Here is a 25,289-nt window from a genome sequence, read left to right as displayed (position 1 = left end):
GAGCAGCCCGGTAGCTCGTCAGGCTCATAACCTGAAGGTCGCAGGTTCAAATCCTGCTCCCGCAACCAATTTCAAAAAGCCCTGTAATTCAACGAGTGAGTTACAGGGCTTTTTGTTGATCGGTTTTGTGGCCGTCCTAATGGCACACATCATTCGGGGCACATCTCCAAAATCACACGAGTTACTCCTCGACTTCAGTTCTTGGAGGGCTCCGTGGCTTTGACCGGAGAAGGGCTTGTTGCTGGTGTCGAGGTCGGACCCGATGGAATCGTGTTCGCGGGATTCGAAGTCGAAGGAGATTTGCCCGGACTCACGGGCGGTGTGACGGGCTGCTGTGCAGCAGTATTGATCGGTGCCTTGGGACGAGCGCTGCTGGTGGGAGAAAAAGTAGCGCCAGGCGAGGGCCGCAACTGGGCTGGCGGCTGTACTCCGTTCATGGAAGGAGTCCGCACTGGCGCTGCGTTCTGTGCTTCGCGGGGCACGGGTGGATTGGTGGCGGCAATGCGGTTGATGCCAGGGGCACCGGTGTGTTGAGGTGCAGGCAACGCTGGGCGGGCAGGCTCATGCCCGGCGATCAGGAAGGCGCAGGTCAGCGCCACGTAGTAGGGCCACACTGAGGCGGAAAGCAGCCCGGCGAGACCTCCCAAGGTGTCAGCACCACTCAAGGGCGCATGGGTTTGCAGCAGTTCCTCCACCCCCGGCTTTTTGCCCTGCCGGAACTTCTTCAGCAATCGGCTGGCCTGGGTGGCGTAGGCCGCATCGGCCAACGCCAACAAACCAACCGGAGCAACCGCCCACAGCATCGATTGGCTTCCCAGCCGTATGGAATGCGCCCAGGCAAGAACACCCGCTGCCAGCCCCGCACTCCACAGCTTGCACGCCGCCGACTGGCTGGCGAGTCGTTGCAGCGTCTGGTGAACGAGATGCGCGGTGTCGGTGGAGTTGTCGGCTTGCATGGAAGGAGTCTTCTATATAACACTCATCCGCCTTGCGCGCGTCATCCAATGCCCATTGGGAAAGCTGAACGGGTAGCAGGCGTGAGCCAGAAGTTGCCGGGAGGAAGGGAGAATGGCAAGACAAGGCGAGAACCTTGCCACGCCAGACCTTGCGCAAGCGCTACTGAAATGACCAAGCACACGCTCGTCAGGCCATGTTAGGCCGCAGGCAAGGGGAGAAAGCCCCGCCTCAAGACAGCGCTGGCATCAAGGCCATCAAAACGAACGTAATCAGCAGCGCCAAAGCCACCCACCACCAGAGATTGGAGACACCGGTCTTCCTGGCAGGATTACTTCCAAACTCGCGGGCGATGAAGTCATCGTAATCAAACTCGTCGTCGGGGAGATCGAGGCCGTCTGCGTGCGTGTTGCCGCTCCAGCCGGATTTCTCGCAGGAGCCGCAGTCGTCGCAGGCGACAGCGCCCTTCGACACCCACTCGCCACAGACGGGGCACTGGCCAGGAGGTCTGAAACGCCCGCTCATGGTGGATCCAGCGGGCGTGTGGGGCGGATCTGCGGCTCCGCGCAGGCTTGATCCCGAGACCCGGCCACGGCCAGACGATGAAACGCGCCTGTGTCCACCAGCCCTCCGCCATTCACCAGCGGCAGCCAGCCGGCCTGCCGCGCTTCTTCTGCCTGGGTCCGCCAGCGCAACGGCGCCATCATCACAAGCACCGCCGACAGCGTCACGACAGCGGCGGCAAAGCCGCTCTTGGATCGTGGGAGGTGCCGATTCATGAGGCGCATTATTTAACTTTCATGAAATATTGTCAACAACGGGTCTCAGCGCGGCTTTTTGCTTGTCTTGGGGCTTTTTCCCGCCAGCGATGGGCCGCGTGATCTGGATTCTGACTGCCGGCTATGGCGATGGACATAACACAGCGGCGCGTTCGGTGGCGGAGGCGCTGGAACGCCTGTGCCCGGGCGAGAACATCGAAGTGTGCGATCTGGTCAGCGAGGCCATGCCGCGCACCGCGGCGGTGACCAAGGCACTCTACCAACAGGCCATCACCCACTTTCCCGCGGCGTGGCGCGTGACGTATGACCTCATGGGTAAACGCAGCGTCACCGGCCCGGACTCGACCTGGCAGGCGGGACTGCTGAACCATCTCGAAAAGCGGCTCCGGGAGAAAAAACCTCGGCTGATCATCAGCACCTACCCGATCTACGCCGTGCTCCTGGAATCACTGGCCGCCCGGTGTCCGACGCCACCGCTATGCACGATCATCACCGACTCCATCACGGTGAATCGCATCTGGGTGATGTCTGACAGCGGCCTGTTCTGCGTGGCCGATGACGACACCAAGAAAGTCGTCGTCGGCTTCGGTGTGCCGGAGGGCAAGGTACGCGTGACCGGCTTTCCGGTGAGTCTCGCCTTCACCGAACCCTTGCCGGAGCAGCATCCGCACCAGGGACCGCGCATTCTTTACCTGCCTTCCACCACGGGGCGCCGTGTGGCCGCCACGCTCGAAGCCTTGAAGCCGCAACTCCTGGCTGGCGCGAAACTGACCCTTCCGGTCGGAAAACACGCCTCACGCCTCTACCACATCCTGCGCAGGTTCACGGACAGCATGCCGCCCGGAACCGTGGAGGTCATCGGGTGGACCAAACGCATCCCCGAGTTCCTGCGCACGCATGATGTCGTCATCTGCAAGGCCGGCGGAGCCATCCTGCACGAGGTGCTGGCGGCGAAGATCCCGGCCGTGGTCGATTACATCGTCCCCGGGCAGGAAGAAGGCAACGCGGAGATGCTCACGGCCCACGACGGCGGCATCGTCACGACGACAGCGAGAGAAACCGCCGCCGCCGTCGAAAGCATCCTCACGAACAACGGAGCCGTGGCGCGGCGCATGCGGGCCAGCATGGCGAAAATCAGCGTGCCAGACGCTGCCATGCGGACGGCTCGTGCCGCGCTCTCCATCGCCACTGACTGAGATGGCGATGGAGACCAAGCCGCCCGTGCCCGTCGTCTGCGCCATCATCGTGCGTGAGGATCGCATCATGCTCGCCAGACGGCCTCCTGATAAGAAGCTGGGTGGGCTTTGGGAATTCCCTGGCGGCAAAGTCGAACTCGGAGAAACAGCGGAGGCGGCCCTGCATCGCGAACTTCACGAGGAACTCGGCTGCGTGGTGCGAATCGTGCAGACGCTGCCGCCTTTCGTTCATGATTACTCCTGGGGAAGCATCGAACTGCTGCCGTTCGTCTGTGAACTGGCCGTTGGCAGCCCGGAACCTCATCCGCACGAGCACACAGCCCTCGCCTGGGTCGAACGCAGCGCCTTGCACAGCTACGAACTCGCTCCTGCCGACGTTCCGCTGCTCAAAGCTTTGATTTAGGCGGCGCCCGCTTCGGTTTTCCCCACGCGCCACGCTTGGCAGCCTTCGCCTCGCGTTCCAACTCACGCAGGTGATGCTCGAAATCGAACTCGGCCTGTCCATCCGGCATTCGCGTCCCTTTCGTGTGGATGCGGCAAAGCCCGGCCTTCACCAGTTTCTCGGCGAGGTCCTCTCGATCGTCAAAAATCACCAGCGCATACGACCGCTGGCTGTCAAAGACCGGCTCCCAGCGTGTCTTCACCGTGAACTGTTGCTCCTTGAGCAGCTTTTCGGTGAAGGCCTTGGCCTCCAGGCCGACGCTCACGGTCTGTGGGATGCTCAAGCCGCCAAAATAGCCCGACTGGTCCTTCAACCGGTTCTGCACCAGCGAATACTGACGCTTCTCCGGACAATCGACGAAGTAGAGCCGCATCACGTGCTCGCCGCCATCGTGTGCGATCTTGAAGCTGTCGCCATCGTTGCCGGAATCGTCCACCAGCCGCGCATTCTCCAGGACGACGTAAGAGCCATCAGGTTCCGGAGGTGGTGGCGCTGGTTTGTCGCGAAAGTGGTCCCAGGCCTGGATCAGGGCGACCGCAAGCCACACGAGAATCCACAGATTCCGCGTCAGATGCGAGCGTCTGCGTTTCATGTGCCGCGCTTGTTGCCGAAGAGGTCGATGTGCAGCCGCGGCGAGTAGCGCCAGCCCTCGCGCTTGCAGATTTCCACCAGCAGCATCTGTCGGGCCTTCAGCGCCTCCTGCGTGATGCCTTCTGGCATAAGCAAAACCTTCTCGGGCGCGATTTCGATGCCGATAGACTCGATGACGGCCTTCACCTCCAACACATCCGCCTCGCTGGCGATGACGAATTTGAGCTGGAAGTCATACTTGGAGCACCAAGCCCGCAAAACCTCCGGCTGAAGCCGCAGACGCTCATGTTTCTCCACCCATGCTTTGCCCGCGACAGCCTCGTCCGGTGTCGAGTGGGCCAGTTTCGGGCTGATCGAAGCCAGATCACAGGCCACGCCCTCCGGCGCGATGGTGCCTGCCGTTTCGATGGTGATGTGCTTCCCGGCCTCGCGCAGCGTTTGCAACAGCCGCGGCATCTCCTTCGCCACCATCGGCTCACCGCCGGTGACGACGACAAAACGCGTCGGGTGCGCATTCACTGCCTGCAAAAGCTCCTCCACACTCATCTCCGTGCCCTCGGGCTTCCACGACGCATACGGCGTGTCACACCATCGGCAGCGCAGATTGCACCCGGACGTCCGCACAAACACCGAAGGCACGCCCACCAGCGTTCCCTCGCCCTGCACGGAGTAAAAGATCTCGGAGATCAGCATGAGGGTCGATCAAGCACGTTTCTTGAGCGGGAGAAAGGCAAAGATCAGTTCACGACGAGCACGAACTTTCCTTCGATCACGAACAATGAGGCCAAGCTCAGTCAGCAGATTGAGATCACGCTGCAAGGTTTTGGAAGTCCGGCCCGCGTAAGCTCTCGCCAATCTTGGGGTAAGGTCCGGCACCTGGGAGATCTGCACCCAATCATTCGACAGCCCCAAATCGAGAGCCAGATGCCTCTGCCGGGTATGGCTGGCACTGTTCTTATGCTGGAACCGCTCATGCACATAATTACGCCAGGTCACATCCCACTGCTGCTCCCAGACAAAGTGAAGCTGTTTGCGCAGGCCATCGACCAACCCTTGGACTGCGTAGAGCATGAAAGGACGAAGGTCACCGCCTGACTTGCTGGCGAAATCCAGCTGCCGGTAGTACTCGGCTCTTGTCTCGTTGTAGTGATTGCTCAGCAGGTGAGCCGCCGGCGAAGGTATACCAGCGGACATGAGCAGATGAAACTCCATCAGCCGGGCCGTTCGCCCGTTCCCATTTCCGAAGGGATGAATCCACGCCAGATACACGTGAGCCAGCACAGCTTTGATGATGGCATACACGACCTCCATGCCTGCCTTCGGCGCAAAATCAGCTCCATTCAGCCACTCACACAAGCGGTCCATCAGAAAAGGGCAATCCTCGGCAGGAGCCCCCCTGTAAACGTTTCCCACCAAAACCGGATGCAGCCTGAACTCTCCCGGGACGACATTCTCCTCGGGAGGCAGATTCTTGAGCACGAGCGAGTTGTAATCTTTGATCAGCGCAGAACTCAAGGCTGGCAGTTGATCGGCCGACAGTTGCGCACTCATGCGGTTGCAGGCTTCGATGATGTTATCCACCTCCTGCTTCAGATACTCTTTTGAAGGAGCCACCTTCAATCGCCCCTCGACCGCCTGAAGGACCTCGGACTCCGAGAGGGTGTTTCCCTCAATCGCCGTCGTGGCCGCCGCCCCCTTGGCAAGATAGAGCTGATGAAGCTTTTGCGCCGTTTCGGGTCGCAGGGGCACCCGGGCAAGATGATCGCACTTTGACCCTGCCTCGCCGAGCAGCAGCCAGAAGTCCGGCCCCATGTCGCCAAGACGGATGGCAAACTTTAGCCACGGATGTGTCGTTTCAAATGTCCTCATGAATGTCCACTTTATACGACCCAAATCCCCTCTTGTAGCATCATTTCAGGCGTGCAACCGCCTTCAAAAATGTCCACTTAAGTGTCACGCGGCCTTCCACTCCGCCGCATGTCTCACGAAGGCCTTCTCAGCTCGCGTCAACGCCGCGTCGATATCCGCCTGCGTGTGGGCGAGGCTGAGGAACCATAGACCGCGTTCGATGGCGCGGACGCCTTCTTCGAGGAGGCAGCGGCGCAGATGGGCCCAGCGTGGGGCGTCGTGGCGGTGGACATAGTCGCGGTAGTCGAGGATGGGACCTTCCGGAACATCCGGCTTCAGCATGGTGCAGTGGAAGACGAGGCCAAAGCCCTGGGGCAGGACGGGCACCGCATGCTGCTGGGCGAGCTGGCAGAGGCCGGCCATCAATTGCTCACCGAGATCAATGACACCGGCAGGATGGCTGTCGCCGAGAGTGATGACCTGATCGAGGCACCACTTCGCGGCGGCGAGACAGAGCGGGTTGGCATTCAAGGTGCCGGCGTGCACGACCTGACCGCTGATGATCTTCTCGAAGAACTTTTCTTTGCCGACGAGGGCCGCGAAAGGCACGCCGCCGCCGATGGCCTTGCCGAGGATGGTCAGATCGGGCGTGAAGCCGAGGAAGGTCTGCGCACAGCCCGCCCCAAAGCGAAAGCCGGTGATGGTTTCATCAGCGATCATGACGATGCCGTTTTCGTCGCACAGTTCGCGGATCGTTTCGATCATGCCAGGCACGGGCGGCATGCAGCCGGTGTTGCACAGCACGGGCTCAAAAACGATCGCGGCGATCTGGCCGTGGTGTTCTTTGACGCGCTGGCGCAGGTGATCGGGATCGTTCCAACGGGCCACGACAAAGGTGTTCAACACCTCAGGAATCACACCCTGGCTCGGATGCAGCCGCGTGGGGTCGTCTTCGGTGCCCCACTTGTCCGGCGGCGGCGCGAAGCCGACGAGGCCTTCATCGGCCCAGCCGTGGTAGTGGCCTTCAAACTTCAAAATGAGCGGACGCCCCGTGTGTGCGCGTGCGAGACGGAGCGCGGAGAGCACGACCTCGGTGGCGGAGTTGTTGAAGCGCACCCGCTCGGCTCCGGGGATCATTTTTTGCAGCCGCTCGGCCACTTCGATCTCCAGCTCGCTCTGCGCGGCCCAGTGCGTGCCTTTGAAGGCCTGCGCGGAGATGGCCTCGGCCATGCCTTGCGGTGCGTGACCATACAGAATGGCTCCCTGGCCGATCTGGAAGTCGATGTACTCATTGCCATCCACATCGAAGAGCCGCGAGCCCTTGCCATGGTCGAAGTAGAGAGGCACGGGAGCCTCCATCTTGCGGATGCCGCTGTTCACGCCGGCGGCGATGCTGCGCTGGGCGCGGGCGAAAAGTTCCGCCGACTTGGGGAAGGTGTAAGGCATGGCTGGAAGGGGAAAAGGCTCAGTTCAGAGAGGAACTGTCATACACGACGACGCGCTCCCAGAAGGTCTTGCAGGTGTCCACGAAGCGCTGGTGATCCGGGCATCCCTTCTGGTAAAACTCATGGTCCTCCATCGTCTTGAAAAGCAGCGAGATCGAGTAGCTGAACGAATGGTCCGTGACCGGACGCTTCTCCGTGGCAGCCGGTTTGCCGGCGAAACCGTGGGCGAGGTAGCTGATCTTCGGAAGCAGGGCGAGTTCCGATTCAAAGGTGGCGCGTTGTTCGGCGGTGAGGTCGGGCTTGAGCCAGAAATAGACGTTGTGAAGCATGGCGGCCGGATTGCTACGCCCTGGGATTCCGCCTGCAATCGCCAAAACACTGGTTTCACCAGTGAACCAGCCGCGCCGCGGAAAACGCGAGATTCATGCTAACTGCGGCGGTCCTGGCGCGTTATGATCAGCGAACCTGCGAAAATCTTCGCGGGATTCGCCCCGCGCAAAGGACGATGGCCCCACTGGGAACGACTGAAAGTCCGGATTGCACGCTTCCGCCAACAATGCAAACCTAGTACCATCATGACTACAACCCCCCACATCCTGGCCGTTTTCGGCCCCCTCGGCACGCCCGAGCTGATCATCATTGCCATCCTCGTTCTCGTTCTTTTCGGTGCCAAAAAGCTCCCCACCTTTGCCCGCAGCCTGGGCAAGAGCATGGGTGAGTTCAAGAAGGCTCGCGATGAGTTCGAGAAAGAACTCCATCAGGCCCAGATCGAGGCCGAGCGCCCGCAGATCCAGCAGCCGCAGGAAAAACGCCAGCCGGTCGCGAATGTCGAGGATTCGTAATCCCAGCACTCTTCCAGCATGACGCACATGCGCACTCTCACGCGGCGGGTCTTCGGATCCGCCGTTTTCTTTGCCTCCGCAGCCCTTTTGAGCGGGGCGGAGCCGGAACGGATCACCTTCTGCTCCTACAACCTGAAGAACTGGCTCACGATGGACCGGTTCGACATGCAGACCTACAAAACACTGCCCTCCGCTCCGAAACCGGAGAAAGAACGCGAGCGGGTGGTGGAGATCCTCGCCGCCATCAAGCCTGACATCCTCGGCGTGTGCGAGATCGGCGACTCAGACGACCTGGCCGACCTGCAAAAGCGCCTCAAAAAGGCCGGTGTGAACCTCCCCCACACGGAACTGGCCCACGGCGGTGATGAGACTCGCAGGCTGGCGCTTTTATCACGCCTGCCGATCAAGGCCCGCAACTCTCAGACCGACCTCAAATACCAGATCGGTGCCCAGACGCTGCCGTTTCAGCGGGGCATCCTGCACGTGACCATCGCCATCACGCCCACCTTCGACCTGCACTGCGTCGGCGTGCATTTGAAGTCCATGCGTGAAGTCGATGAGGCCGACCAGGCCCAGATGCGGCGGAACGAGGCACGCCTGCTGCGCCTGCACCTCAATTCCATCTTCACCCGCGAATCCGGCGCACGCATCCTGGCCTACGGTGACTTCAACGAGCACCGCAATGAACCCGCCATCGACGAGGTCATGGGCAGTCCGCGCACCAGTGACACCGCCATGCAGGACGTCTGGCTCAAAGACCGGAACGGCGAGGTCTGGACCCACTTCTGGGACACGGCGGACACTTACTCGCGGCTCGACTACTGCTTCATGAGCCGCGTGCTGCGTCCGCACATCGACTTCGCGAAGTGTTTCATCCACTCCGCCCGTGACTTCGACAAGGCCAGCGACCATCGCCCGCTCGTATTGAAGATCAGTCCGGAGCCAATCCTGAAAAAAAACCCATAAGCCCGGCGCCTCCGGCCGATTGACGGGAACCGCCTCTTCACTAAAGCCTGACTTTCCTCCATGAAAACACCACTGCTCCCCCTCGCCACCCTCGCCCTTCTCACGGTTTCACTCAGCCAGTGCGTCGCTCCAGCGACGAATGATGGCAGCGCCTCCGCTCCAGCCGGCTCCGCCTCCAGCGATGGCTCCATCAAGCCTGGCATGACCAAGGCACAAGTCATCGCGGTCTGGGGCGAGCCTGACGAAAAGAAGCAGACCGCCTCTGGTGAGCTGTGGCGCTGGGCCCAGCAGGGCTGGAAGCGCCATGTGCCTGTTTATGGCACCTGGGCGAAGGTCGAGGAGCACGTCGTGCGCTTCGGCGCGGACGGCAAAGTCATCGGCACCGGCACGGAAGATTATGGCAATGCCTTCCAGGAAGGCTGGCGCCGCGCCTACGGCACCAACTGATCGCGTTTCGATCTCCCACAAACCGGAGTTCGCCTCGGCGGACTCCGGTTTTTTCATGCCCGCCTCAGCGCACGATCTTCAGCACGCGGTTGTTGTAGCTGTCGGTGATGTAAAGCTCTCCCGTGGCAGGATGGACCGTCACGCCATGCGGACGTGAGAGCTGGCACTGCTTCGGATCACCACCGACACCGGCGCTGCCCTGCTTGCCGGTTCCAGCCACACGCTCGATCTTGCCCGTGGCAGGCACGTAGCGGCGCACCAGATGCGCTTCCGCATCCGCAATGAGCACCGTGTCGTCCTTGTCCACGCAGAGATGCTTCGGGCCGTTCATCGTGGCCTCCAGGGCCAGGCCGCCGTCCCCTTCCCCGCCCTTTTTGCCACTGGCATTCACCACGGTGCGGATGCGGCCTTCCTTGTCCACGACCCGCAGGGCATTGCCGCCACGTTCGAGGATGTAGATGTTCCCCTGGCGGTCGGCCGCCACCGCACGTGGATCGACCAGCGGCGCATCCACCGCCACGGCTCCATCCTCCGGCCTGCCCTTCTTGCCGTTGCCCGCGATGACCTTGCTCGTGTTCGTCGCCAGATCGAGTTCGATCACCTGCAGCAGGTTCGCGATGTGGAGCTTCTTGCCGTCAAAACTCAGCGTGATGCAATAAGGGCCATTCCCCTTCGCTTTCCCGGCGGGAGCCTGCCAGCCCGGCACGGTGTTCACGATGCCGGCTTTGACATCCACCACACGCACACGGCCGTTCCAGGTGTCGCCAATGAGCACCTTGTCGTCCGGCAGGATGGCCAGGTTGTGCGGACCATTGAACTGCGCCCGTATCGCCGGGCCGCCATCGCCACTGTCTCCGGGTTTTAATTGTCCGGCCGCGTGGTGAATCTCGCCGCCACCATCGACCTGCAGCAAACGATTGCCCGACACCATCTCCACGATCCACAAATGGCCGCCGGAATCGAAGGCCGTGCCAAACGGCTCTTTCAACACCGCCTCAGTCGCCGGAATGTCCACGGCGTCTTTCGTTCCACCGGCGACGAGCACGATTTGCTCGGCTTGGGCGATGAAGGGCAGGCAAAGAGAGGCACAAAGGAGGCGGAGATTCATGACGGAGAGAGGATCGGGGGTTACTTTTTCTTCAGCAGACGCACGCGGTGGGATTCGCTGTCACCGATGAACACCGTGCCGTCGGCATCGCAGAAGACACCGTGAGGACGGGCCATCTTGCAGCCAAGCGGATCACCATCCGGGCCATCGCCTTTTTGATTGAGTCCGGCGATGAGCTCGAGTTTGCCTGTCTTCATGTTGATCATGCGGATGCTGTGACTTTCGCAGTCGGCGAGCCAGACATTGCCCTCGGCATCGACGGAAATGCCCTTCGGACCACTCAGCGTGGCCTCCTTGGCCGGACCACCATTGCCAGTGAAGCCGCTTTTGCCCGTTCCGGCGATGTGGAAGATCTTCCCGGCCCTCAGGTCGAATTTGAAGACCTGGTTTCCTTCACGCGTGGCGAGCCAGAGGTTGCCCTCCTTGTCGAAATCGAGCGAACGCGGCCCCTTGAGCGGCGTTCCGGCAATGGGAGCGCCATCCGGCGTCGGACCAGCTTTGCCGATACCGGCAAAGGTGCGGATCGTTCCCGTCTTCATGTCGATCTTGCGGATGACGTGGTTGCCGATGTCGCAGATGTAAAGATCGCCCTCCGGTCCAAACTGGATGCTGTGAGGCTGCTTCAGTTGCGCGGCCCTCGCCAGGCCGCCATCGCCGCTGTAGCCCGGTTTGCCGTTTCCGGCGATCGTGGTGATCATCCGGGTCGCCATGTCGATCTTGCGCACGGCGTGATTCGTCATGTCCACGATGTAGAGATCGCCTTTGGCATCGAAGCGCAGCTCATGCGGCAGATTGAAGGTGGCCTGCAAGGCGTGGCCGCCATCGCCGCTGTAACCCTTCTCGCCCGTGCCCGCGATGGTGCTGATCGTGCCATCTGGAGCCACGCGGCGGATGCGCTGGCCGGTGTACTCGCAGAACCAGATCGCCCCATCAGGACCACGCACGACACCGAAGGGATTGTCGATCTGCGCCGCCCGCGCCGGACCGCCGTCGCCGCTGCCGCCTTTGACGCCGGTGCCGGCAAAGGTTGAGATGGTCCATTCAGCCGCCGTGGCGGTGTGGGCGAGGATAGCGAGGAGAAGAAGCGTGCGCATGATGATTGGAAGGCGACGACGATGACGGGAGCCGCTTCAGATGCCAAGAAAGAAATGCAGACCGCCAGATTTCATGTCCAATCCCGCAACCATCCGCCTGCCACCATGAAACCGCTCTTCATCGCCCTCTTCGTTTCGTCATTCGCCATTCCGCATTCGTCATTCGGCGAAGTCCGCCTGCCTTCCATTTTCACCGACCACATGGTGCTCCAGCGGGACAAAGCGGTGCCGGTTTGGGGCAAGGCCGCGCCGGGTGAGGAGGTCGTCGTTGAGTTCGCCGGGCAAAAGAAGACCGCGAAGGCCGATGCGGGCGGCAAGTGGATGGTGAAGCTCGATCCCATGCCCGCGAATGCGGAGCCGCAGGTGCTGAAGGCAGGCAACGTGAGCGTGCAGGACGTGCTGATCGGCGAAGTGTGGCTCGCCTCCGGCCAGTCGAACATGGAATGGGAAATGCAGATGAAGCCCGATTCGCAGGCCGACATCCCGAACACCACGCATCCCAATCTGCGCCTCATCGAGGTGCCGAAAACCACCGCGCTCACGCCGCAGGACGATGTGCCCGCGAAATGGGCCCGCAGTGCGCCGGAGAGCGCGGCCAGCTTTTCCGCCATCGGTTATTATTTCGGCCTGCGACTGCACGAGGAGCTCAAAGTGCCCGTCGGCATCATTCAGAGCGCCTGGGGCGGCACGCGCATCGAGCCGTGGACGAGCATCGAGGGCTTTGATGCCGTGCCAGAGCTGAAGGACTTCGTCGCCGATGTCCGCGCGAAGCTGCCTGGCAGCGCCGCCTATCGCACCGCGCATGAAAAGCACCTCGCCGCCGTCGAGCAATGGTCGAAGGCCGTGCGTGATGCTTTGGAGAAAAAACAGCCCGTGCCCGCGATGCCCGGCCAGCCTCAAACATTCACCGCCGACGCCGGCACGCCCACCGCGCTCTACAATGCCATGATTCATCCGCTCGTGCCCTTCGCCCTCCGCGGCGCCATCTGGTATCAGGGCGAGTCGAACCACAACGAAGGCTTCGTTTACACCGACAAGAAAAAAGCCCTGCTCGCATCGTGGCGCAGCGTCTTCCAGCAGCCGGAGCTGCCGTTCTACTTCGTGCAGATCGCCCCGTTTCAGTATGGCACCGAGGAGCCGGAGATCCTCGCGCAGTTCTGGCAGGCCCAAAGAAAATGCCTCGACATCCCGCACACCGGCATGGCCGTCATCAGCGACATCGGCGAGATCCCGGACATCCATCCCGCGAAGAAAAAAGAAGTCGCCCGCCGCCTCTCGCTCTGGGCATTGAGCAAAGAGTATGGCCGCAGCGAGATCGACCCGAACGGGCCGCTCTACGCCAGCCACAGCGTCGAAGGAGCTGCCATCCGCGTGAAGTTCGCGCACGCCACCGGCGGACTCGCCTCACGCGATGGCAAAGCGCTCACGCATTTCGAGATCGCCGGCCGCGATGGCCTCTTCCAGCCCGCCGAGGCCCAAATCGATGGCGACAGCGTCGTGCTCACCTCCGCGAAGGTCCCGCAGCCGCGTCGTGCCCGCTTCGCGTGGAGCAAGCTCGCCATCGCCAACCTCATGAATGCCGACGGCCTGCCCGCCACCGCCTTCCACACCCACTGGCCCGTCGATCCCGACCTCGGCGACAACTTCGCCAAAGGCTGCGCCTGGACCAGCAGCGACAAAAACACCTACGGCTGGGACACCGGCCTCACCGACGGCTCCTGGGCCTCCTTCGCGCCAAACTGCTACGCCACCAGCAACACCGAGCAGTTCCCGAAGCACGTCACCATCGACCTCAAGCAGCCGCGCACGCTGAATTTGATCCTCGTCGGTGCCCCCGAGATCGGCTCCACCAAAACCGTCGCCATCTCCGTCAGCACCGATGGAAAAACCTTCCGCGAAGTCGGCAAACACGTCTTTCCCCTCGCCAAAGCCACCCGCGCCTCGATTTCCTTCCCCGACACCGAGGCGAAATACATCCGCCTCACCTACCTCGACCACCACGCGCAGCTCGCGGGCGGTTTTCCGAATACGTTTGGCTTCACGACGGAGGTGGAGGCGTATCGGGTAAGGTGAGAACCATTGACTATGCGAGCAAGGGTGCTTCATAACGTAGCCAGCTCATTCTAAACAGGTTCGTCCCAATGGAGATCTTCGCCAAAGCCATCGAGTTTTTGAAGCTGCCGGTCCGGCACACTTGGACGATTTCACTCGCATCAGGATTTGTGCTGTTTGCGCCTGAATCAGTTCTGAAATTGCTTCGTATAGACGGGCTCAAGCAAGAATTTGGAACCTACGTTGGACTAACGTTTCTCGTCTCAACCCTAATCGTGTCACTTCATGTGATAACGAGTATTTGGGCTTGGATTCAAAGGCGCTCTAGGTTTAGCGAAAGCAGGGTAAGAACCATGCAGGCGCTGGCACAACTTGATCCGAAAGAGAAGGCGATTCTTCGTGAGTTCTATATTCAGGGCCAAAATACTCTTCAGATGCCTGTCGATCAGGCGGTTGTGTCTGGATTAATTGCTAAAGGCGTTCTTTGCCGAGTTGGAACGATGGGCGAACGTTCGCTCGCAGGTTTGCTATTTCCTGTTCAGTTAACGCAAGAAGCTGATGCGCTCGTTACATCATCGCTTATCGAAATGCCTGATGAACCGATTTCAGACCATGAACTTGATTTTCTGAGAAAAAACCGCCCAGAATTTCTCGCCGAGATTGATCACCACAACAACATCTACCATACCTCTTGGGAGAGACGCAGAATATGGTTATGATCTTGGGCTTACGCTTGACTCCAACAGCCACAAAAACATCTGACCGCTTCACGCCATGAATTCGAAAGCCGTAGTCCTCCTCTTAACACTTGGTTTTACGTGTGCCGTTGTTGCAAATACTCTTGATCAGTTGGGGATGCGTGATGCTTTTGGGTCCGAGGACCAAGTGGCAACACTCAAGAAACTGGCGTCAGATCACCCCGACGATGAGTTTATTGCGATTACTTGGTCTATTAGCATGACTGACAAAAGCGTGGTCGAATCGTTGTTGTTCTATGAACGCACAAGCAAAAAACTATGGAGAGCAAAATCTGTCCGAGTAGGCAGCGATCGTCTCAAACCTCAATGGGTAGGCTGGACTGATGTGACCGACGAGAAGATACAAGCATTGAAAAACAGCGAGGGCTTCGAACTCCCCGGTTTTCACACGGGTGAAGGTTCAGTGCCGCTATCGGATGCTGCCGCGTCCTTCTTGAAGAAGGCTCTCAGCAAAAAGAAAGCTCGGAACTGAATCGCAACAGACTGCTAAATCGGTCTTTCCATCTGCTAGATCGAGCCGAGCGCAATTCGATGGTAGGCTTGCTAACGAGGACAAAAATTATGTCTAGCGGCAAGGCCATGGAAACTATTCTGCTCGAAACCCCACGCCTCCACCTGCGCCGGATGACCCCGGACGACGTTCCGGCGCTATTGCGCGTTTTCGGCGACGCGGAGGTCATGCGGTTTTATCCGGCTCCGTTTGATGAGGCGCGGATGCAGCGCTGGGTGGCCTGGAATCAGCAACTCGATGCTGAACACGGTCATGGGCTCTGGGCGGTGCTCCTGCGTGCCACGGGCGAATGCATCGGCGACTGCGGGCTGGTGCCCCAGCAGGTGGACGGCGTGGCGGAGATTGAGATCGGCTACCACCTGCGCCGCGATGGGTGACAACCCGTTGAACCGAGACAAAACGCCCTCAAATCCTCCTCTTACTCCTCCTCTTACTCTGACTCCCCTGCACGAGGAGGAGTAGGAGGAAGAGGAAGAGCAGGATGAACACGCGGATTGAGTAAGTCGGCCCTTTTTGAACCATGGCATGACCACCTTCGGCTACCGCCGCTTCGTCTCCCTCATCCACCCGCACAACACCGCCTCCCGCCGCGTCGCCGAAAAAACCGGCATGACCCTGGAGCGCGAAGTCGAATGGAAGAACAAGCCCGTGTGCGTTTACGCGGTGGAACAGCCCGCCGTTTGATCAGGGCCTGTCGCAGATCCAGGAGGGCGGAGTCACCAAAGCACTTTCTCTCTCGCCGCAGGCTTTATTCTGTGTCTCCCTGCGCCCATGCTCCGCCTGTTCGTTCTTGTTTCCAGCTTCGCACTCCTCGGCCCCACCATCAACGCAGCGGAGAAGCTGCCGAAAGGCGTGACGGCCACCTCCATGGGCGAGAGAATCCAGCGCTACGACTTCCACAGCGCGGCGCTGAACAAGAAGATGGCGTTCGTGGTGGTGGAGCCGCAGGGCTATCGCCCAAAAGGCAAAGCGTGGCCAGTACTGTTCTTCCTGCATGGACTGGGGCGCAAGGAAACGACGCTGATCGATGATGCGCCGAGCCGCGCGCGATTGCTGGCGCAGCCGTATGTGATTGTGCTGCCGCGCGGCGAGAACGGCTGGTATTTCGATTCACCGGTCGATCCGGCGCGGCATTACGCGCAGTATCTCGATGAAGTGATCGCGCTGGCGGGTCGTGTCGTGAATCTCAGCACCGAACGAGCCCAGCGAGCTGTCGGCGGGTGGTCGGCGGGCGGATTTGGGTCGGTTTGGGCCTGCCTGCGGCATCCGGATCAGTTTTCCACGCTGGCGACGATCATCGCCGTGGTGGATTTCCCTGGCGCGGAGAGCCGGTTCCCGCTGACACCGGCGACCTTTGGCACTGATCCGGCACGCTGGCGGGATTTCAATCCGCTGAACCGCGCCACCGAACTCCGCGGGCTGAACATCCAGCTCGTCATCGGCGAAAAAGCCTCCGACGCAGTGATGAACGAGCGCCTTTCGGCAGTGCTGGCGGCGGCGAAGATCCCCCACGAGGTGAAACGTCTGCCCGGCGGCCACACCTTTCCGGTGGTGCAGGCGGGACTCGGGCCGGTGCTGGACTTTGTGCGCCAGCACATCATGCCAGCGGAATAGTAGCACCTGCCGCCTGATCAGGCTTTCTGGCGCTTGAGGCAGACGCTGTTATCAAGCGTGCCTTTCTCCCAGGCGAGGCCTGTCTGCCAACTGGCCGAATGCACCGCGATTGACCGTGCCCAAGGAAGCAGCGCTGGATGGCATTGGCACGCACGGCATCTTCATCTCGATTCCGGCTTCATTCCGTGCCTGATTGGCCCCTACCTCCGCCATGCGTGTTCCTCCAACCGTTTTCCTCTGCTTCTTCGTGCTTGTCTGCGCCTGCGTCTCGATCTCCGCCCAGGAGAAACCTGCTGACACGCTAACAGGAAAGGTGATGTGCGGTTATCAGGGCTGGTTTGCGACGCCGGGGGATGGCATGGGCCTGGGCTGGCAGCATTACTCGTTTCGTGAGGACGGCCGCTGCACGATTGATCTCTGGCCTGACACGCGGGACTTGAACAAGGACGAGTTGCACGAGACGCCGCTGCGTCTGGCGGCTGGACGACCTGCGGCGGTCTTCAGCTCCGCACATCCGCAGACGGTGCGGCGTCACTTTGGCTGGATGAGCACCCACGGGATCGATGGCGTGTTCCTGCAGCGCTTCGGAGCGGTGCTGAAGGGGGAGAAGTCCCGCGCGTTTGTGGATCGTGTGATGGAGAATGTGCGCACGGCGTCCGCGAAGACGGGCCGCACCTGGGCGGTGATGTACGACCTCAGCGGCCTGCGCCTGGGAGACATCGAGCGCTTTGTCATGCAGGACTGGAAACGCCTGCGCAATGAGCTGCATGTGATGGATGACCCGCATTACCTCCGTCACGGCGGGCGGCCGGTCGTGGCCGTGTGGGGCATCGGATTCAATGACAAGCGGGATTACACGATCGCCGAATGCGCGGCGCTGTTCCGCTTCCTGCGGGACAATCCGGAGTTCGGTGGCACGACGGTGATGGCCGGGGTGCCTTACGGCTGGCGCACGCTGGACCGCGATGCCGCGAACGATCCGCAACTGCACGAGACGCTGAAGCTCGCCGGCATCATCAGCCCCTGGGCCGTGGGCCGCTACGGCAGCCCGGAGGATGCGGGACGCCAGATCGCGAAGGTGCATGCGGAGGATGCGGCGTGGTGCCAGGCGCGGGGGAAGAGCTACCTGCCGGTCATCTTCCCCGGTTTCAGTTGGGCCAATCTGATGGCCACACGCGGCCAGGAGGCGAGGCTGAACGCCATCCCGCGTCTCGGCGGCCGCTTCCTGTGGGCGCAGGCGATGGAGCGCCTCAAGCTGGGCTCGAACATGCTCTATGTGGCGATGTTTGACGAGATGGACGAGGGCACGGCGATCTTCAAATGCGCGGATGAGGTGCCGGTGGGCACCAAGGGCTTTGTGACCAACGAAGGCCTGCCCAGCGACCACTATCTCTGGCTCACGGGTGAGATCGCCCGTGTGCTGCGGGGGGAGAAACCGGCAACGGCAGAGCTGCCGAAGCGATAAACCGCCGCGCAACGCCTGAACGCGGTTCACTCATCCCAGCCTTGGGAGTCGATGATGATCCAGTGCCCGTGGCGCATGGCCAGCACGCCACGCGTGCCACCACCAGCCATCACCGGGCCGGTGGCCCAGCGCACGGAGTAGTCGTACACGCCGTCCCGTGGCAGCAGCTTCAGTTCGATCAAATCGCCCGGCTTCCCGGTTTTGCGATGAGACCAGGCGGTCTGCTTGTTGGGACGCTCGGATGCGGCTGACCTGACGCAGGCCCGCGGCATGCGGAGCCGGATCAGCTTCATCGTCTCCTCCGGCGGGTCGGCCTCGTTGAAGCTGATGAAGGTGTGGGCGAGGTGCGGGTTGTCCGAGAGCATTTCCAGCAGCACCGCGAGCGCCGCCGCATGCACGCCCGCGACCCGTCGCTCATCGGGCGGCAGCGCCAGCATGGCGGCGATCTCCGGCTTGGCATACGGCGTGCGGCAGGCCTGCTCCACCGCCTTGCGCCACAGCGTCTTTTCTTTCTTCAACGCCGGCCTCGCGTCGAACAGCGCCTGCAGCAGCTCCGGCTTCCCCCGGTCTGCGATCTTCAAAAAGGCATTCGCCTCCAAGGGCGGCTCGCCCATCATGCGCAGCGGATCGAGCCCACGATCCAGCAGCAGGCGCACATGCGCCGGTGAAAGCTCCGAAGGCAGCAGGTCGAGGTCCGGCCACAGAAACGCATGACGGTCGTGAATGTCCGGCTTGGGCGGGGCGGTGGCCAGCAGGCCGGTCTTCGGCTTTCGAGGGGGCGCAGGGGCTGGCAGCGCCTTCACCACTTGCGGAAGTTTCATCTCCGTGGCGAGATCCCAGGCGGTGAGTTCATGCCCGATCTCGGCACTGGCATCGGCTTTATGCGCCAGCAGCCAGGCCACGACGCGCGGCTGCTCCCATGCGACTGCCAGCGCCACACTGCCCCACTGCCGCTCCTCCTTCACCGGCCAGAGCTGCTCCTCAAAACCATTCACCGGCACGCCCGCCGCCACGCACTGCTCCAGCAGCTTCAGATCGCCGGTGGCGATGGCCATTTGCATGATGCGCGGGGTGTCATCGCTGTGCGCGGCCCCGCTGAAACTCAGAAAAAATGCCACCAGAAGCAGGATGCGTCGCATGTGGTCACGATCAGCCGCTTCGGTACGATAAACAACCGGCAATCGACGCCGCTCTGCCTTCAGCCGGTGAGCAGATGCCGGACCGCAGCAAACTGTTTGCCGTGCGCGGCCTCCCGCCTCACCAATCGGGAGGGGCACATCCTTTTCGTTTCCCCAATCTGCCATGAAACTTTCCTTCCACGGTGCCGCGGGCACCACCACCGGCTCAAAGCATCTCATCGAGGTCAACGGACAGCGCATCCTGCTGGACTGCGGCTTGTATCAAGGCCGGCGGAAGGACACGTTCGAGCGCAACCGGAGCTTCCCCTTCGACCCGACGAAGATCGATGTGGTGGTGCTGTCCCACGCACACATCGACCACAGCGGCAACCTGCCGCAGCTCTGCAAGCTCGGCTTCACCGGCAACATCTACGCCACGCCGGCCACACGCGACTTGTGCAGCATCATGCTGCCTGATGCCGCGCACATTCATGAAAGCGACATCGCCTGGCTGAACCGGCACCGGGAGCAGGACCAACTGCCGCTGCTGGAGCCCAGCTACACCATGGCGGACGCGGAGAAGTGCGTGCGGCAGTTTGTGACCGTCACCTACCACCGGCCCCTGTTCATCGCCGATGGCGTGCAGCTCACGTTCATCGACGCCGGGCACGTTCTGGGCTCCGCGCAGGTCATTCTCGACATCGACGACCGCCAGACCGGCAGGAAGTCGCGCCTGCTGTTCTCCGGCGACATCGGCCGCCCGAACAACGACCTGCTGGTCGATCCGGAACCGAGCGAAAAGGTCGATTACGTCATCATGGAGAGCACCTACGGCGGCCGGAAGCACGAGTTGGCCACCGACGCGAACAACCACGTGTGCAACATCATCCGCCGCATCCTCCAGCAGAAGGGGAAGCTGATCATCCCGGCCTTCGCCGTGGAGCGCACGCAGCAACTGCTCTTTACGCTGGACCAGCTCCGCCACGAGGGCTGCTTCCCGCTCATTCCCACCTTTGTGGACAGCCCGCTGGCCGTGCGTGCCACGGAGATCTTCCGCCTGCACGTGGATGAACTGAAACCGGAGGTGAGGAACGCGGTGTTCATGAACAACGACCCCTTCGGCTTTGAAGGGCTGCAACTTGTCCGCACCGTGGATGAGTCGAAGAACCTGAACCGGCTCAAAGGCGCCGCCATCATCATCTCCGCCTCCGGCATGGCCGAATCCGGCCGCATCCTGCATCATCTGCGCAACAACCTGGGCAACGATCACAACATCATCCTGTTCGTCGGCTACTGTGCCGAGAACACGCTGGGCTGGAAGCTGCGTGAAGGCCACAAACACGTGAACATCCTTGGCGGCTCCTTCGAGGTGAACGCGGAGATCGAAATCCTCGACTCCTTTTCCGGCCACGCGGATCACGAAGAGCTGCTGGGCTGGTTTGACCGCGTCCAGGGCCCGAAGAGCCGCGTTTTTCTCGTCCATGGCGAGCCCGGCCGCAGCGCCGCGCTCAAGACGGCGCTGGATGCGAAACACAGCAGCGGGCGGGTGGAGGTGGCGGCCCTGAACCAGCATGTGGAGCTGTAAGCAACGGCTTGCCCAGAACGCGAACCTGTCGCATCCAAAGTCCTGACCATGTCCAAACCCATCATCGCCGTCACCATGGGTGACCCGGCCGGAGTCGGCCCCGAAATCTGTCTCAAACTGCTCGCCAACGAAGCCGTGCGCGAACTCGCCACACCGGTCGTTTTCGGCGATGCGCGTCTCCTGGCCCGCTGCGCCCGCCAGACCGGTCTGCCGGCACCGAAACGCATCGTCTCAGAGATCGAATGGGCCGAAAAGTGTGCCAGCCTCGATGAACCGGCCGTGCTGGATGTTTTCGGCTTCGATGCCGCGGATTTCACCCCCGGCGTCGTCAGCGCCAGAACCGGCGCGGCCGGATTTCGTTACGTCGAAAAGAGCATCGAGGCCGCCCTGGCCCGGCAGGTCGCCGCAGTGGCCACGGCTCCTTTGAACAAGGAGGCCCTGCACGCCGCTGGCATCACCTATCCCGGTCACACGGAGATGTTTGCCGAAAAAATGGCCGCCCCGCGTTCCTGCATGACCTTTTTCTCCGAGGAGATGATCTGCAGCCTCGTGACCGTGCACATCGGCTACCAGGATGTCGTCCCCGCGCTCAAAACCCGCCGCATCCTCGAGGTGATCGAGCTCACGGATGCTGCCGTGCGGCGTGTGAAGGGCAAAGCACCCCGGATCGCCGTCTGCGGACTGAATCCGCATGCCGGTGAGAACGGACTCTTCGGCCGTGGCGAGGAGGAAAAGATCATCGCACCCGCCATCACTGCCGCGAAGGCCCAGGGCATCCAGATTGAAGGCCCGCTGCCGCCGGACACCGCTTTCATTCCCACCCGACGCCGCAGCGTGGACGCCTACGTCTGCATGTATCACGACCAGGCGCTGATCCCGCTGAAGGCACTCGCCTTCGACACGGCCGTGAACACCACGCTCGGCCTTCCCGTGCCCCGCACCAGTGTCGATCACGGCACCGCCTGCGACATTGCCTGGCAGGGCAAGGCGAATGGCACCAGCCTCGTCGAAGCCGTGCGCCTCGCCGCCCGGATGGCGGATTGAAGCCTCTCGGACCCGGTCAGATGACGCCGCAGATGCGATAGCAGGGTGGCACGCCGCCCTGCAACGCATGAAATCATCCAGGAGGCCATGGAGACTGATCACAGGCCTGCTGGCCCTGGTGGCGCTGGTGCTGGCGGCACGGAACCTGCCCATGATCGAGTGGCTGGAGCAGGTGGCGGAACCTCTGCGCGACATGGGCTGGGCGGGTGTGGCGCTGTTTGCGCTGGCCTATTTCCTTGCCGGACTGTGCTGCATCCCCTGCATGCCTCTCACCCTGGCGGCCGGATACATCTTCAGCACCACTCAAGGCGTGATCGCGGTACATGCCGCCGCAGTGTGCTCGGCAGCCGCAGGCTTTGCCATCGGCCGGATCACGGGGCGTCGGCGGGCGGCCGCATGGCTGCGAAAAAGCGAGCGCTTCCATTTCCTCGACGACGCCATCGCAAAGGAAGGCTGGAAGATCGTCGGCCTTCTCCGCATGCACGCCATCCCCTTCGGCATCAGCAACTATCTCTACGGCATGACCAAGATCGACTTCTGGCACTACCTGCTGGCCACCGCCATCGCCATGCTGCCTGGTCACGTCATCTATGTGCACCTGGCATCCGTGGGCCAGGCACATCTCCGGCCGGGGCGAGATCGGCCCCCTGGAAATAGTGGTGATCGCCCTGGGCATCGTCAGCATGATCGCTTTTGCCTTCGTGTTGAAGCGCCTTTTCCAAAAGCACGGCGGAAAGGCCGTGAAGACCAGCGCCACGGCACGCGCGAAGCGGAGAACCGGAAAACACTCCCAAAACACCGCCATGTGATTCCAGCAGCGATCACCAGGGCTTGTGGAGAGAAGCTCAACCCTCGCTGAAAAGTGTTGAACGTGCGGCGGACCAGCCCGCCGACTCTTTGATCTTCAAAGAGTGGTGCTCGGGAAGGGACTCGAACCCTTAAGCCTTTCGGCACAAGATCCTTAGTCTTGCGCGTATACCAATTCCGCCACCCGAGCAGGGTCTGTTTGGAAACAGGGGCCGCGAATATAGACGCCTCGATTTTTATGCAACCGCTGTTTTGAGTTTTTGCAAAGTTCCTGGCCCGGAAAGCGGCTGCGGTGGATGAATCTTGCCTTCGCGGGCCGTTTGGGATGACATCCCATCCCATGCGCTCTTCCCTCTCCTTCCTCCTGCTGTCCTCATTCGCTCTGGCCGCGCCTTATCCAGAAAAAACGCCTGACACGCCCGGAAACAAGCTGCTGGACCGCTACTTCGCCGGTGAGGCACGCGAAATCGCCGCTCACCATGGTGTGAGCCACGTGCAGACAGCCGAGGAGTGGAAGAAGCAGGCACCCGAATACCGCCGCCAGCTTGCCGAGATGCTCGGGCTCGATCCCATGCCGGAGAAGACGCCGCTGCAGCCCACCCAGACCGGCGAGGTGAAAGGTGAGGGCTTTGTGGTGGAGAAGCTGCATTTCCAGTCCATGCCCGGGCTGTATGTCACGGCGAATCTCTACCGCCCGGAGAAAGTGGAGAAGCCGCTGTCTACGATCCTCTATGTCTGCGGCCACTCGAACATGATGAAGGACGGCGTGAGCTTCGGCAACAAGACCGGCTACGAGCGCCACGGCGTCTGGTTCGCCAAACACGGCTACGTCTGCCTCATCATCGACACCGTTCAACTCGGCGAGATCCGTGGCGAACACCACGGCACGTATAGCAAGGGGCGCTGGTGGTGGTTTTCGCGTGGTTACACGCCCGCCGGACTGGAAGCCTGGAGCTGCATCCGTGCGCTCGACTACCTCGAAACCCGGCCGGAGGTGGACAAGAGCCGCTTTGGCGTCACCGGCCGCAGCGGCGGCGGCGCCTACTCATGGTGGATCACCGCGCTGGATGAGCGCATCAAGGCCAGCGCCCCGACCGCGGGCGTCACCGACATGCAGAACCAGGTCATCGACGGCTGTGTGGAAGGCCACTGCGACTGCATGTTCTTCGTGAACACGCACCGCTGGGACTTCGAACGCATGGTGGCCCTCGTCGCGCCGCGTCCGCTGCTGATCGTGAACACGGACAAGGACGCGATCTTTCCCATCGATGGCGTGTTCCGCATCTATCAGAACGTGCGGAAGCTCTACGCGCTGCTGGGCCACGAGGCGAACATCGGCCTGCAAGTGGCCGAAGGGCCGCACAAGGACCTGCAGCCGCTGAACATGGGCGCGTTTCATTGGTTCGAACGCTTCCTGAAGAAGGCCGACCCGATGCAGGTGATCGACGGAGCCGCGAAAACCCTCGAACCCGAGTCGCTGCGAGTCTTCACCGATCTGCCGAAGGACGAACGCAACACCAAGATCGATGAAACCTTTGTCCCGATGGCCAGAACGCCCGCTCCCGCCACGAACGAGGCGGATTGGAGCAGGCAGACCGACGCATGGATGAAGGCGCTGAAGGAAAAAGTCTTCAACGGCTGGCCGCAGGAGATCGCCTCCGTCAATCCGCAGAAGGAAAACAGCACGGAACGCGATGGCATCCGCATGACGGCCTTCGACTTCGAAAGCCAGTCGCCGTATCGCCTGCGCCTCCACATCGTGCATCGTGACGGCCTGCGCCCGCAGGATCTGGAACTCATCGCGCTCAATGTTTTGGATGAACAGGGCTGGAATGACTTCTGCGCCACCTACAACTCACGTTTTGGCAAGCTGATCGAGGTCTTCCCCGGCATACCGAAGAACGACGAGGCCTTTGAGCAGGAAAAGAAGATGTTCACGAACTTCAAATGGGGCATGGCCTACATCTGCCCGCGTGGCGTCGGCCCCACGGCCTGGACCGGCAGCGAAAAGGCGCAGACCCAGCGGCTGCGTCGTTTCTATCTCCTCGGGCAGACGCTCGATGGCATGCGTGTGTGGGACATCCGCCGTGCGTTGCAGACGATCCGCGCCATTCCCGGCCTCCAGGAGACACCGCTGTGGATCCAGGCGCATCGCGACATGGCCGTTGATTCGCTCTACGCCTCGCTGTTTGAGGACAACATCAAGCGCCTCGACCTGCACGACATGCCGCTGACGCACAATGGCAGCGTCGGCGGCGATCCCAAGGCCGTCGCCCCGGCGATGCTGAACGTCCTCAAATACCTCGACCTCCCGCAAGCCGCCGCCATGGCCGCCATGCGCAGCCGTGTCGTGATTTACTCAGACAACAAAGAAGCCTGGGACTTCCCCGCCACGATCACGAAGAACCTGGGCAAGGAAAAGCAGCTCCAGATCCGCGATGTGGTCAAGGCCGAGGAATCGAAGTGATCCGCGGCTTTAGCCTGCATTTCTCACGCTCTGGAGCTTGCGCGGCGGCGATGTAGCGCGGAATTCCGATTCCGCGAAGGCCCCGCTTCGGAATCGGAATTCCGAGCTACGTGGAGTGCAGCTTCAGGCTGTGACCGTTTGCCGAGAGAGTGTGAG

The 25,289-nt window shown here is 61.6% G+C and carries 27 protein-coding genes and 1 tRNA gene; 16 read left to right on the top strand and 12 right to left on the bottom strand.

Annotation, left to right across the window (positions count from 1 at the left end; translation table 11 throughout):
• Window positions 1-194: 194 nt before the first annotated feature.
• The 3 genes from IAE77_RS02430 to IAE77_RS02420 all read right to left on the bottom strand — a co-directional run bounded on the left by IAE77_RS02430 (window position 195) and on the right by IAE77_RS02420 (window position 1,733).
• The gene (locus IAE77_RS02430; protein WP_294221287.1) at window positions 195-956 is read right to left on the bottom strand and encodes a hypothetical protein; all 762 of its coding nucleotides are present in this window, start codon (window positions 954-956) and stop codon (window positions 195-197) included.
• Between the two features lie 229 nt (window positions 957-1,185).
• Window positions 1,186-1,479: a hypothetical protein gene (locus IAE77_RS02425; RefSeq protein ID WP_294221284.1), complete on the bottom strand. Its 294-nt coding sequence runs from the start codon at window positions 1,477-1,479 to the stop codon at window positions 1,186-1,188.
• Window positions 1,476-1,733: a hypothetical protein gene (locus tag IAE77_RS02420; RefSeq protein ID WP_294221282.1), complete on the bottom strand. Its 258-nt coding sequence runs from the start codon at window positions 1,731-1,733 to the stop codon at window positions 1,476-1,478. The genes IAE77_RS02425 and IAE77_RS02420 overlap by 4 nt, the downstream gene beginning before the upstream one ends.
• A 98-nt stretch (window positions 1,734-1,831) precedes the next feature.
• On the opposite strand from IAE77_RS02420, the gene IAE77_RS02415 reads away from it, so the two are divergent.
• On the top strand, window positions 1,832-2,929 hold the full coding sequence (locus IAE77_RS02415; RefSeq protein ID WP_294221279.1) for a hypothetical protein: 1,098 nt from the start codon (window positions 1,832-1,834) through the stop codon (window positions 2,927-2,929).
• Complete coding sequence (locus IAE77_RS02410; protein ID WP_294221276.1) at window positions 2,901-3,332, top strand: (deoxy)nucleoside triphosphate pyrophosphohydrolase; 432 nt, start codon at window positions 2,901-2,903, stop codon at window positions 3,330-3,332. Before IAE77_RS02415 ends, IAE77_RS02410 begins: the two co-directional genes overlap by 29 nt.
• On the opposite strand, the gene IAE77_RS02405 is transcribed toward IAE77_RS02410, so the two are convergent.
• From IAE77_RS02405 to IAE77_RS02385, 5 genes are all read right to left on the bottom strand, one after another.
• Window positions 3,316-3,963 carry a thermonuclease family protein gene (locus IAE77_RS02405; protein WP_294221273.1) on the bottom strand — a complete coding sequence of 216 codons (648 nt, stop codon included), beginning with the start codon at window positions 3,961-3,963 and terminating at the stop codon, window positions 3,316-3,318. The two genes, IAE77_RS02410 and IAE77_RS02405, sit on opposite strands and share 17 nt — an antisense overlap.
• The gene (locus tag IAE77_RS02400) at window positions 3,960-4,655 is read right to left on the bottom strand and encodes a 7-carboxy-7-deazaguanine synthase QueE (RefSeq protein ID WP_294221267.1); all 696 of its coding nucleotides are present in this window, start codon (window positions 4,653-4,655) and stop codon (window positions 3,960-3,962) included. Before IAE77_RS02400 ends, IAE77_RS02405 begins: the two co-directional genes overlap by 4 nt.
• A 9-nt stretch (window positions 4,656-4,664) precedes the next feature.
• Entirely contained in the window at window positions 4,665-5,576 is a 912-nt protein-coding gene (locus IAE77_RS02395) for a Fic family protein (protein WP_294221289.1), read from the bottom strand.
• A 339-nt stretch (window positions 5,577-5,915) separates the two neighbouring features.
• Entirely contained in the window at window positions 5,916-7,256 is a 1,341-nt protein-coding gene (locus IAE77_RS02390; RefSeq protein ID WP_294221264.1) for an aspartate aminotransferase family protein, read from the bottom strand.
• A 19-nt stretch (window positions 7,257-7,275) separates the two neighbouring features.
• Window positions 7,276-7,584, bottom strand: coding sequence for a Dabb family protein (locus tag IAE77_RS02385; protein WP_294221261.1), 309 nt, complete (start codon window positions 7,582-7,584; stop codon window positions 7,276-7,278).
• 246 nt (window positions 7,585-7,830) lie between these two features.
• Here IAE77_RS02385 and IAE77_RS02380 point away from each other — a divergent pair, with 246 nt between their 5' ends.
• The 3 genes from IAE77_RS02380 to IAE77_RS02370 are packed head-to-tail and all read left to right on the top strand — an operon-like array spanning window position 7,831 to window position 9,510.
• A complete protein-coding gene (locus tag IAE77_RS02380; RefSeq protein ID WP_294221258.1) occupies window positions 7,831-8,097 on the top strand; it encodes a twin-arginine translocase TatA/TatE family subunit in 267 nt (88 codons plus the stop codon).
• 18 nt (window positions 8,098-8,115) lie between these two features.
• Window positions 8,116-9,063 carry an endonuclease/exonuclease/phosphatase family protein gene (locus IAE77_RS02375; protein WP_294221255.1) on the top strand — a complete coding sequence of 316 codons (948 nt, stop codon included), beginning with the start codon at window positions 8,116-8,118 and terminating at the stop codon, window positions 9,061-9,063.
• Between the two features lie 60 nt (window positions 9,064-9,123).
• Window positions 9,124-9,510 (top strand): hypothetical protein, encoded by a 387-nt coding sequence (locus tag IAE77_RS02370; RefSeq protein WP_294221252.1) that lies wholly within the window; start codon window positions 9,124-9,126, stop codon window positions 9,508-9,510.
• A gap of 64 nt (window positions 9,511-9,574) precedes the next feature.
• Here the strand turns inward: IAE77_RS02370 and IAE77_RS02365 are convergent, their stop codons facing one another.
• Window positions 9,575-10,618, bottom strand: a complete 1,044-nt coding sequence (locus tag IAE77_RS02365; RefSeq protein ID WP_294221249.1) for a hypothetical protein — start codon at window positions 10,616-10,618, stop codon at window positions 9,575-9,577.
• Window positions 10,619-10,638: 20 nt separating this feature from the next.
• The gene (locus IAE77_RS02360) at window positions 10,639-11,712 is read right to left on the bottom strand and encodes a hypothetical protein (RefSeq protein ID WP_294221246.1); all 1,074 of its coding nucleotides are present in this window, start codon (window positions 11,710-11,712) and stop codon (window positions 10,639-10,641) included.
• 105 nt (window positions 11,713-11,817) lie between these two features.
• Between IAE77_RS02360 and IAE77_RS02355 the strand changes: the two genes are divergently transcribed.
• The 7 genes from IAE77_RS02355 (at window position 11,818) to IAE77_RS02325 (ending at window position 18,112) form a co-directional block, all read left to right on the top strand.
• Window positions 11,818-13,785, top strand: a complete 1,968-nt coding sequence (locus IAE77_RS02355) for a sialate O-acetylesterase (protein WP_294221244.1) — start codon at window positions 11,818-11,820, stop codon at window positions 13,783-13,785.
• Window positions 13,786-13,853: 68 nt separating this feature from the next.
• Window positions 13,854-14,483 carry a super-infection exclusion protein B gene (locus IAE77_RS02350; protein ID WP_294221242.1) on the top strand — a complete coding sequence of 210 codons (630 nt, stop codon included), beginning with the start codon at window positions 13,854-13,856 and terminating at the stop codon, window positions 14,481-14,483.
• 55 nt (window positions 14,484-14,538) lie between these two features.
• A complete protein-coding gene (locus IAE77_RS02345; protein ID WP_294221240.1) occupies window positions 14,539-14,994 on the top strand; it encodes a hypothetical protein in 456 nt (151 codons plus the stop codon).
• Window positions 14,995-15,101: 107 nt separating this feature from the next.
• Window positions 15,102-15,410 carry a GNAT family N-acetyltransferase gene (locus IAE77_RS02340; protein WP_294221237.1) on the top strand — a complete coding sequence of 103 codons (309 nt, stop codon included), beginning with the start codon at window positions 15,102-15,104 and terminating at the stop codon, window positions 15,408-15,410.
• A 136-nt stretch (window positions 15,411-15,546) separates the two neighbouring features.
• Complete coding sequence (locus IAE77_RS02335; RefSeq protein ID WP_294221234.1) at window positions 15,547-15,717, top strand: GNAT family N-acetyltransferase; 171 nt, start codon at window positions 15,547-15,549, stop codon at window positions 15,715-15,717.
• 87 nt (window positions 15,718-15,804) lie between these two features.
• Window positions 15,805-16,647, top strand: a complete 843-nt coding sequence (locus tag IAE77_RS02330; RefSeq protein ID WP_294221232.1) for an alpha/beta hydrolase-fold protein — start codon at window positions 15,805-15,807, stop codon at window positions 16,645-16,647.
• 211 nt (window positions 16,648-16,858) lie between these two features.
• Window positions 16,859-18,112: a glycoside hydrolase family 71/99-like protein gene (locus IAE77_RS02325; RefSeq protein ID WP_294221230.1), complete on the top strand. Its 1,254-nt coding sequence runs from the start codon at window positions 16,859-16,861 to the stop codon at window positions 18,110-18,112.
• Between the two features lie 26 nt (window positions 18,113-18,138).
• Here the strand turns inward: IAE77_RS02325 and IAE77_RS02320 are convergent, their stop codons facing one another.
• A complete protein-coding gene (locus IAE77_RS02320) occupies window positions 18,139-19,251 on the bottom strand; it encodes a hypothetical protein (protein WP_294221227.1) in 1,113 nt (370 codons plus the stop codon).
• A 163-nt stretch (window positions 19,252-19,414) separates the two neighbouring features.
• Here IAE77_RS02320 and IAE77_RS02315 point away from each other — a divergent pair, with 163 nt between their 5' ends.
• The 3 genes from IAE77_RS02315 (at window position 19,415) to IAE77_RS02305 (ending at window position 22,718) form a co-directional block, all read left to right on the top strand.
• On the top strand, window positions 19,415-20,815 hold the full coding sequence (locus IAE77_RS02315; RefSeq protein WP_294221224.1) for an MBL fold metallo-hydrolase: 1,401 nt from the start codon (window positions 19,415-19,417) through the stop codon (window positions 20,813-20,815).
• Between the two features lie 48 nt (window positions 20,816-20,863).
• On the top strand, window positions 20,864-21,859 hold the full coding sequence (gene pdxA / locus IAE77_RS02310; RefSeq protein ID WP_294221222.1) for a 4-hydroxythreonine-4-phosphate dehydrogenase PdxA: 996 nt from the start codon (window positions 20,864-20,866) through the stop codon (window positions 21,857-21,859).
• 67 nt (window positions 21,860-21,926) lie between these two features.
• Window positions 21,927-22,718, top strand: a complete 792-nt coding sequence (locus IAE77_RS02305; RefSeq protein ID WP_294221220.1) for a VTT domain-containing protein — start codon at window positions 21,927-21,929, stop codon at window positions 22,716-22,718.
• Window positions 22,719-22,771: 53 nt separating this feature from the next.
• Here the strand turns inward: IAE77_RS02305 and IAE77_RS02300 are convergent.
• Window positions 22,772-22,856, bottom strand: a tRNA-Leu gene (locus IAE77_RS02300).
• A 150-nt stretch (window positions 22,857-23,006) separates the two neighbouring features.
• Here IAE77_RS02300 and IAE77_RS02295 point away from each other — a divergent pair.
• The gene (locus IAE77_RS02295; RefSeq protein WP_294221218.1) at window positions 23,007-25,133 is read left to right on the top strand and encodes an alpha/beta hydrolase family protein; all 2,127 of its coding nucleotides are present in this window, start codon (window positions 23,007-23,009) and stop codon (window positions 25,131-25,133) included.
• The last annotated feature ends 156 nt before the right edge of the window (window positions 25,134-25,289 follow it).

The sequence above is a fragment of the Prosthecobacter sp. genome (genome assembly GCF_014879935.1).
Taxonomy (GTDB): domain Bacteria; phylum Verrucomicrobiota; class Verrucomicrobiia; order Verrucomicrobiales; family Verrucomicrobiaceae; genus Prosthecobacter.
The sequence above is the reverse complement of the archived record's forward strand: the minus strand, read 5'-3'. Positions and strand labels throughout refer to the sequence as shown.

Bases quoted from the DNA above. Each gene is read 5' to 3' on its own strand.
- IAE77_RS02430 (WP_294221287.1), bottom strand. From the start codon at position 956: ATGCAAGCCGACAACTCCACCGACACCGCGCATCTCGTTCACCAGACG.
- IAE77_RS02425 (WP_294221284.1), bottom strand. From the start codon at position 1,479: ATGAGCGGGCGTTTCAGACCTCCTGGCCAGTGCCCCGTCTGTGGCGAG.
- IAE77_RS02420 (WP_294221282.1), bottom strand. From the start codon at position 1,733: ATGAATCGGCACCTCCCACGATCCAAGAGCGGCTTTGCCGCCGCTGTC.
- IAE77_RS02405 (WP_294221273.1), bottom strand. From the start codon at position 3,963: ATGAAACGCAGACGCTCGCATCTGACGCGGAATCTGTGGATTCTCGTG.
- IAE77_RS02400 (WP_294221267.1), bottom strand. From the start codon at position 4,655: ATGCTGATCTCCGAGATCTTTTACTCCGTGCAGGGCGAGGGAACGCTG.
- IAE77_RS02390 (WP_294221264.1), bottom strand. From the start codon at position 7,256: ATGCCTTACACCTTCCCCAAGTCGGCGGAACTTTTCGCCCGCGCCCAG.
- IAE77_RS02385 (WP_294221261.1), bottom strand. From the start codon at position 7,584: ATGCTTCACAACGTCTATTTCTGGCTCAAGCCCGACCTCACCGCCGAA.
- IAE77_RS02380 (WP_294221258.1), top strand. From the start codon at position 7,831: ATGACTACAACCCCCCACATCCTGGCCGTTTTCGGCCCCCTCGGCACG.
- IAE77_RS02375 (WP_294221255.1), top strand. From the start codon at position 8,116: ATGACGCACATGCGCACTCTCACGCGGCGGGTCTTCGGATCCGCCGTT.
- IAE77_RS02370 (WP_294221252.1), top strand. From the start codon at position 9,124: ATGAAAACACCACTGCTCCCCCTCGCCACCCTCGCCCTTCTCACGGTT.
- IAE77_RS02365 (WP_294221249.1), bottom strand. From the start codon at position 10,618: ATGAATCTCCGCCTCCTTTGTGCCTCTCTTTGCCTGCCCTTCATCGCC.
- IAE77_RS02360 (WP_294221246.1), bottom strand. From the start codon at position 11,712: ATGCGCACGCTTCTTCTCCTCGCTATCCTCGCCCACACCGCCACGGCG.
- IAE77_RS02355 (WP_294221244.1), top strand. From the start codon at position 11,818: ATGAAACCGCTCTTCATCGCCCTCTTCGTTTCGTCATTCGCCATTCCG.
- IAE77_RS02350 (WP_294221242.1), top strand. From the start codon at position 13,854: ATGGAGATCTTCGCCAAAGCCATCGAGTTTTTGAAGCTGCCGGTCCGG.
- IAE77_RS02345 (WP_294221240.1), top strand. From the start codon at position 14,539: ATGAATTCGAAAGCCGTAGTCCTCCTCTTAACACTTGGTTTTACGTGT.
- IAE77_RS02340 (WP_294221237.1), top strand. From the start codon at position 15,102: ATGGAAACTATTCTGCTCGAAACCCCACGCCTCCACCTGCGCCGGATG.
- IAE77_RS02330 (WP_294221232.1), top strand. From the start codon at position 15,805: ATGCTCCGCCTGTTCGTTCTTGTTTCCAGCTTCGCACTCCTCGGCCCC.
- IAE77_RS02325 (WP_294221230.1), top strand. From the start codon at position 16,859: ATGCGTGTTCCTCCAACCGTTTTCCTCTGCTTCTTCGTGCTTGTCTGC.
- IAE77_RS02320 (WP_294221227.1), bottom strand. From the start codon at position 19,251: ATGCGACGCATCCTGCTTCTGGTGGCATTTTTTCTGAGTTTCAGCGGG.
- IAE77_RS02315 (WP_294221224.1), top strand. From the start codon at position 19,415: ATGAAACTTTCCTTCCACGGTGCCGCGGGCACCACCACCGGCTCAAAG.
- pdxA (WP_294221222.1), top strand. From the start codon at position 20,864: ATGTCCAAACCCATCATCGCCGTCACCATGGGTGACCCGGCCGGAGTC.
- IAE77_RS02305 (WP_294221220.1), top strand. From the start codon at position 21,927: ATGAAATCATCCAGGAGGCCATGGAGACTGATCACAGGCCTGCTGGCC.
- IAE77_RS02295 (WP_294221218.1), top strand. From the start codon at position 23,007: ATGCGCTCTTCCCTCTCCTTCCTCCTGCTGTCCTCATTCGCTCTGGCC.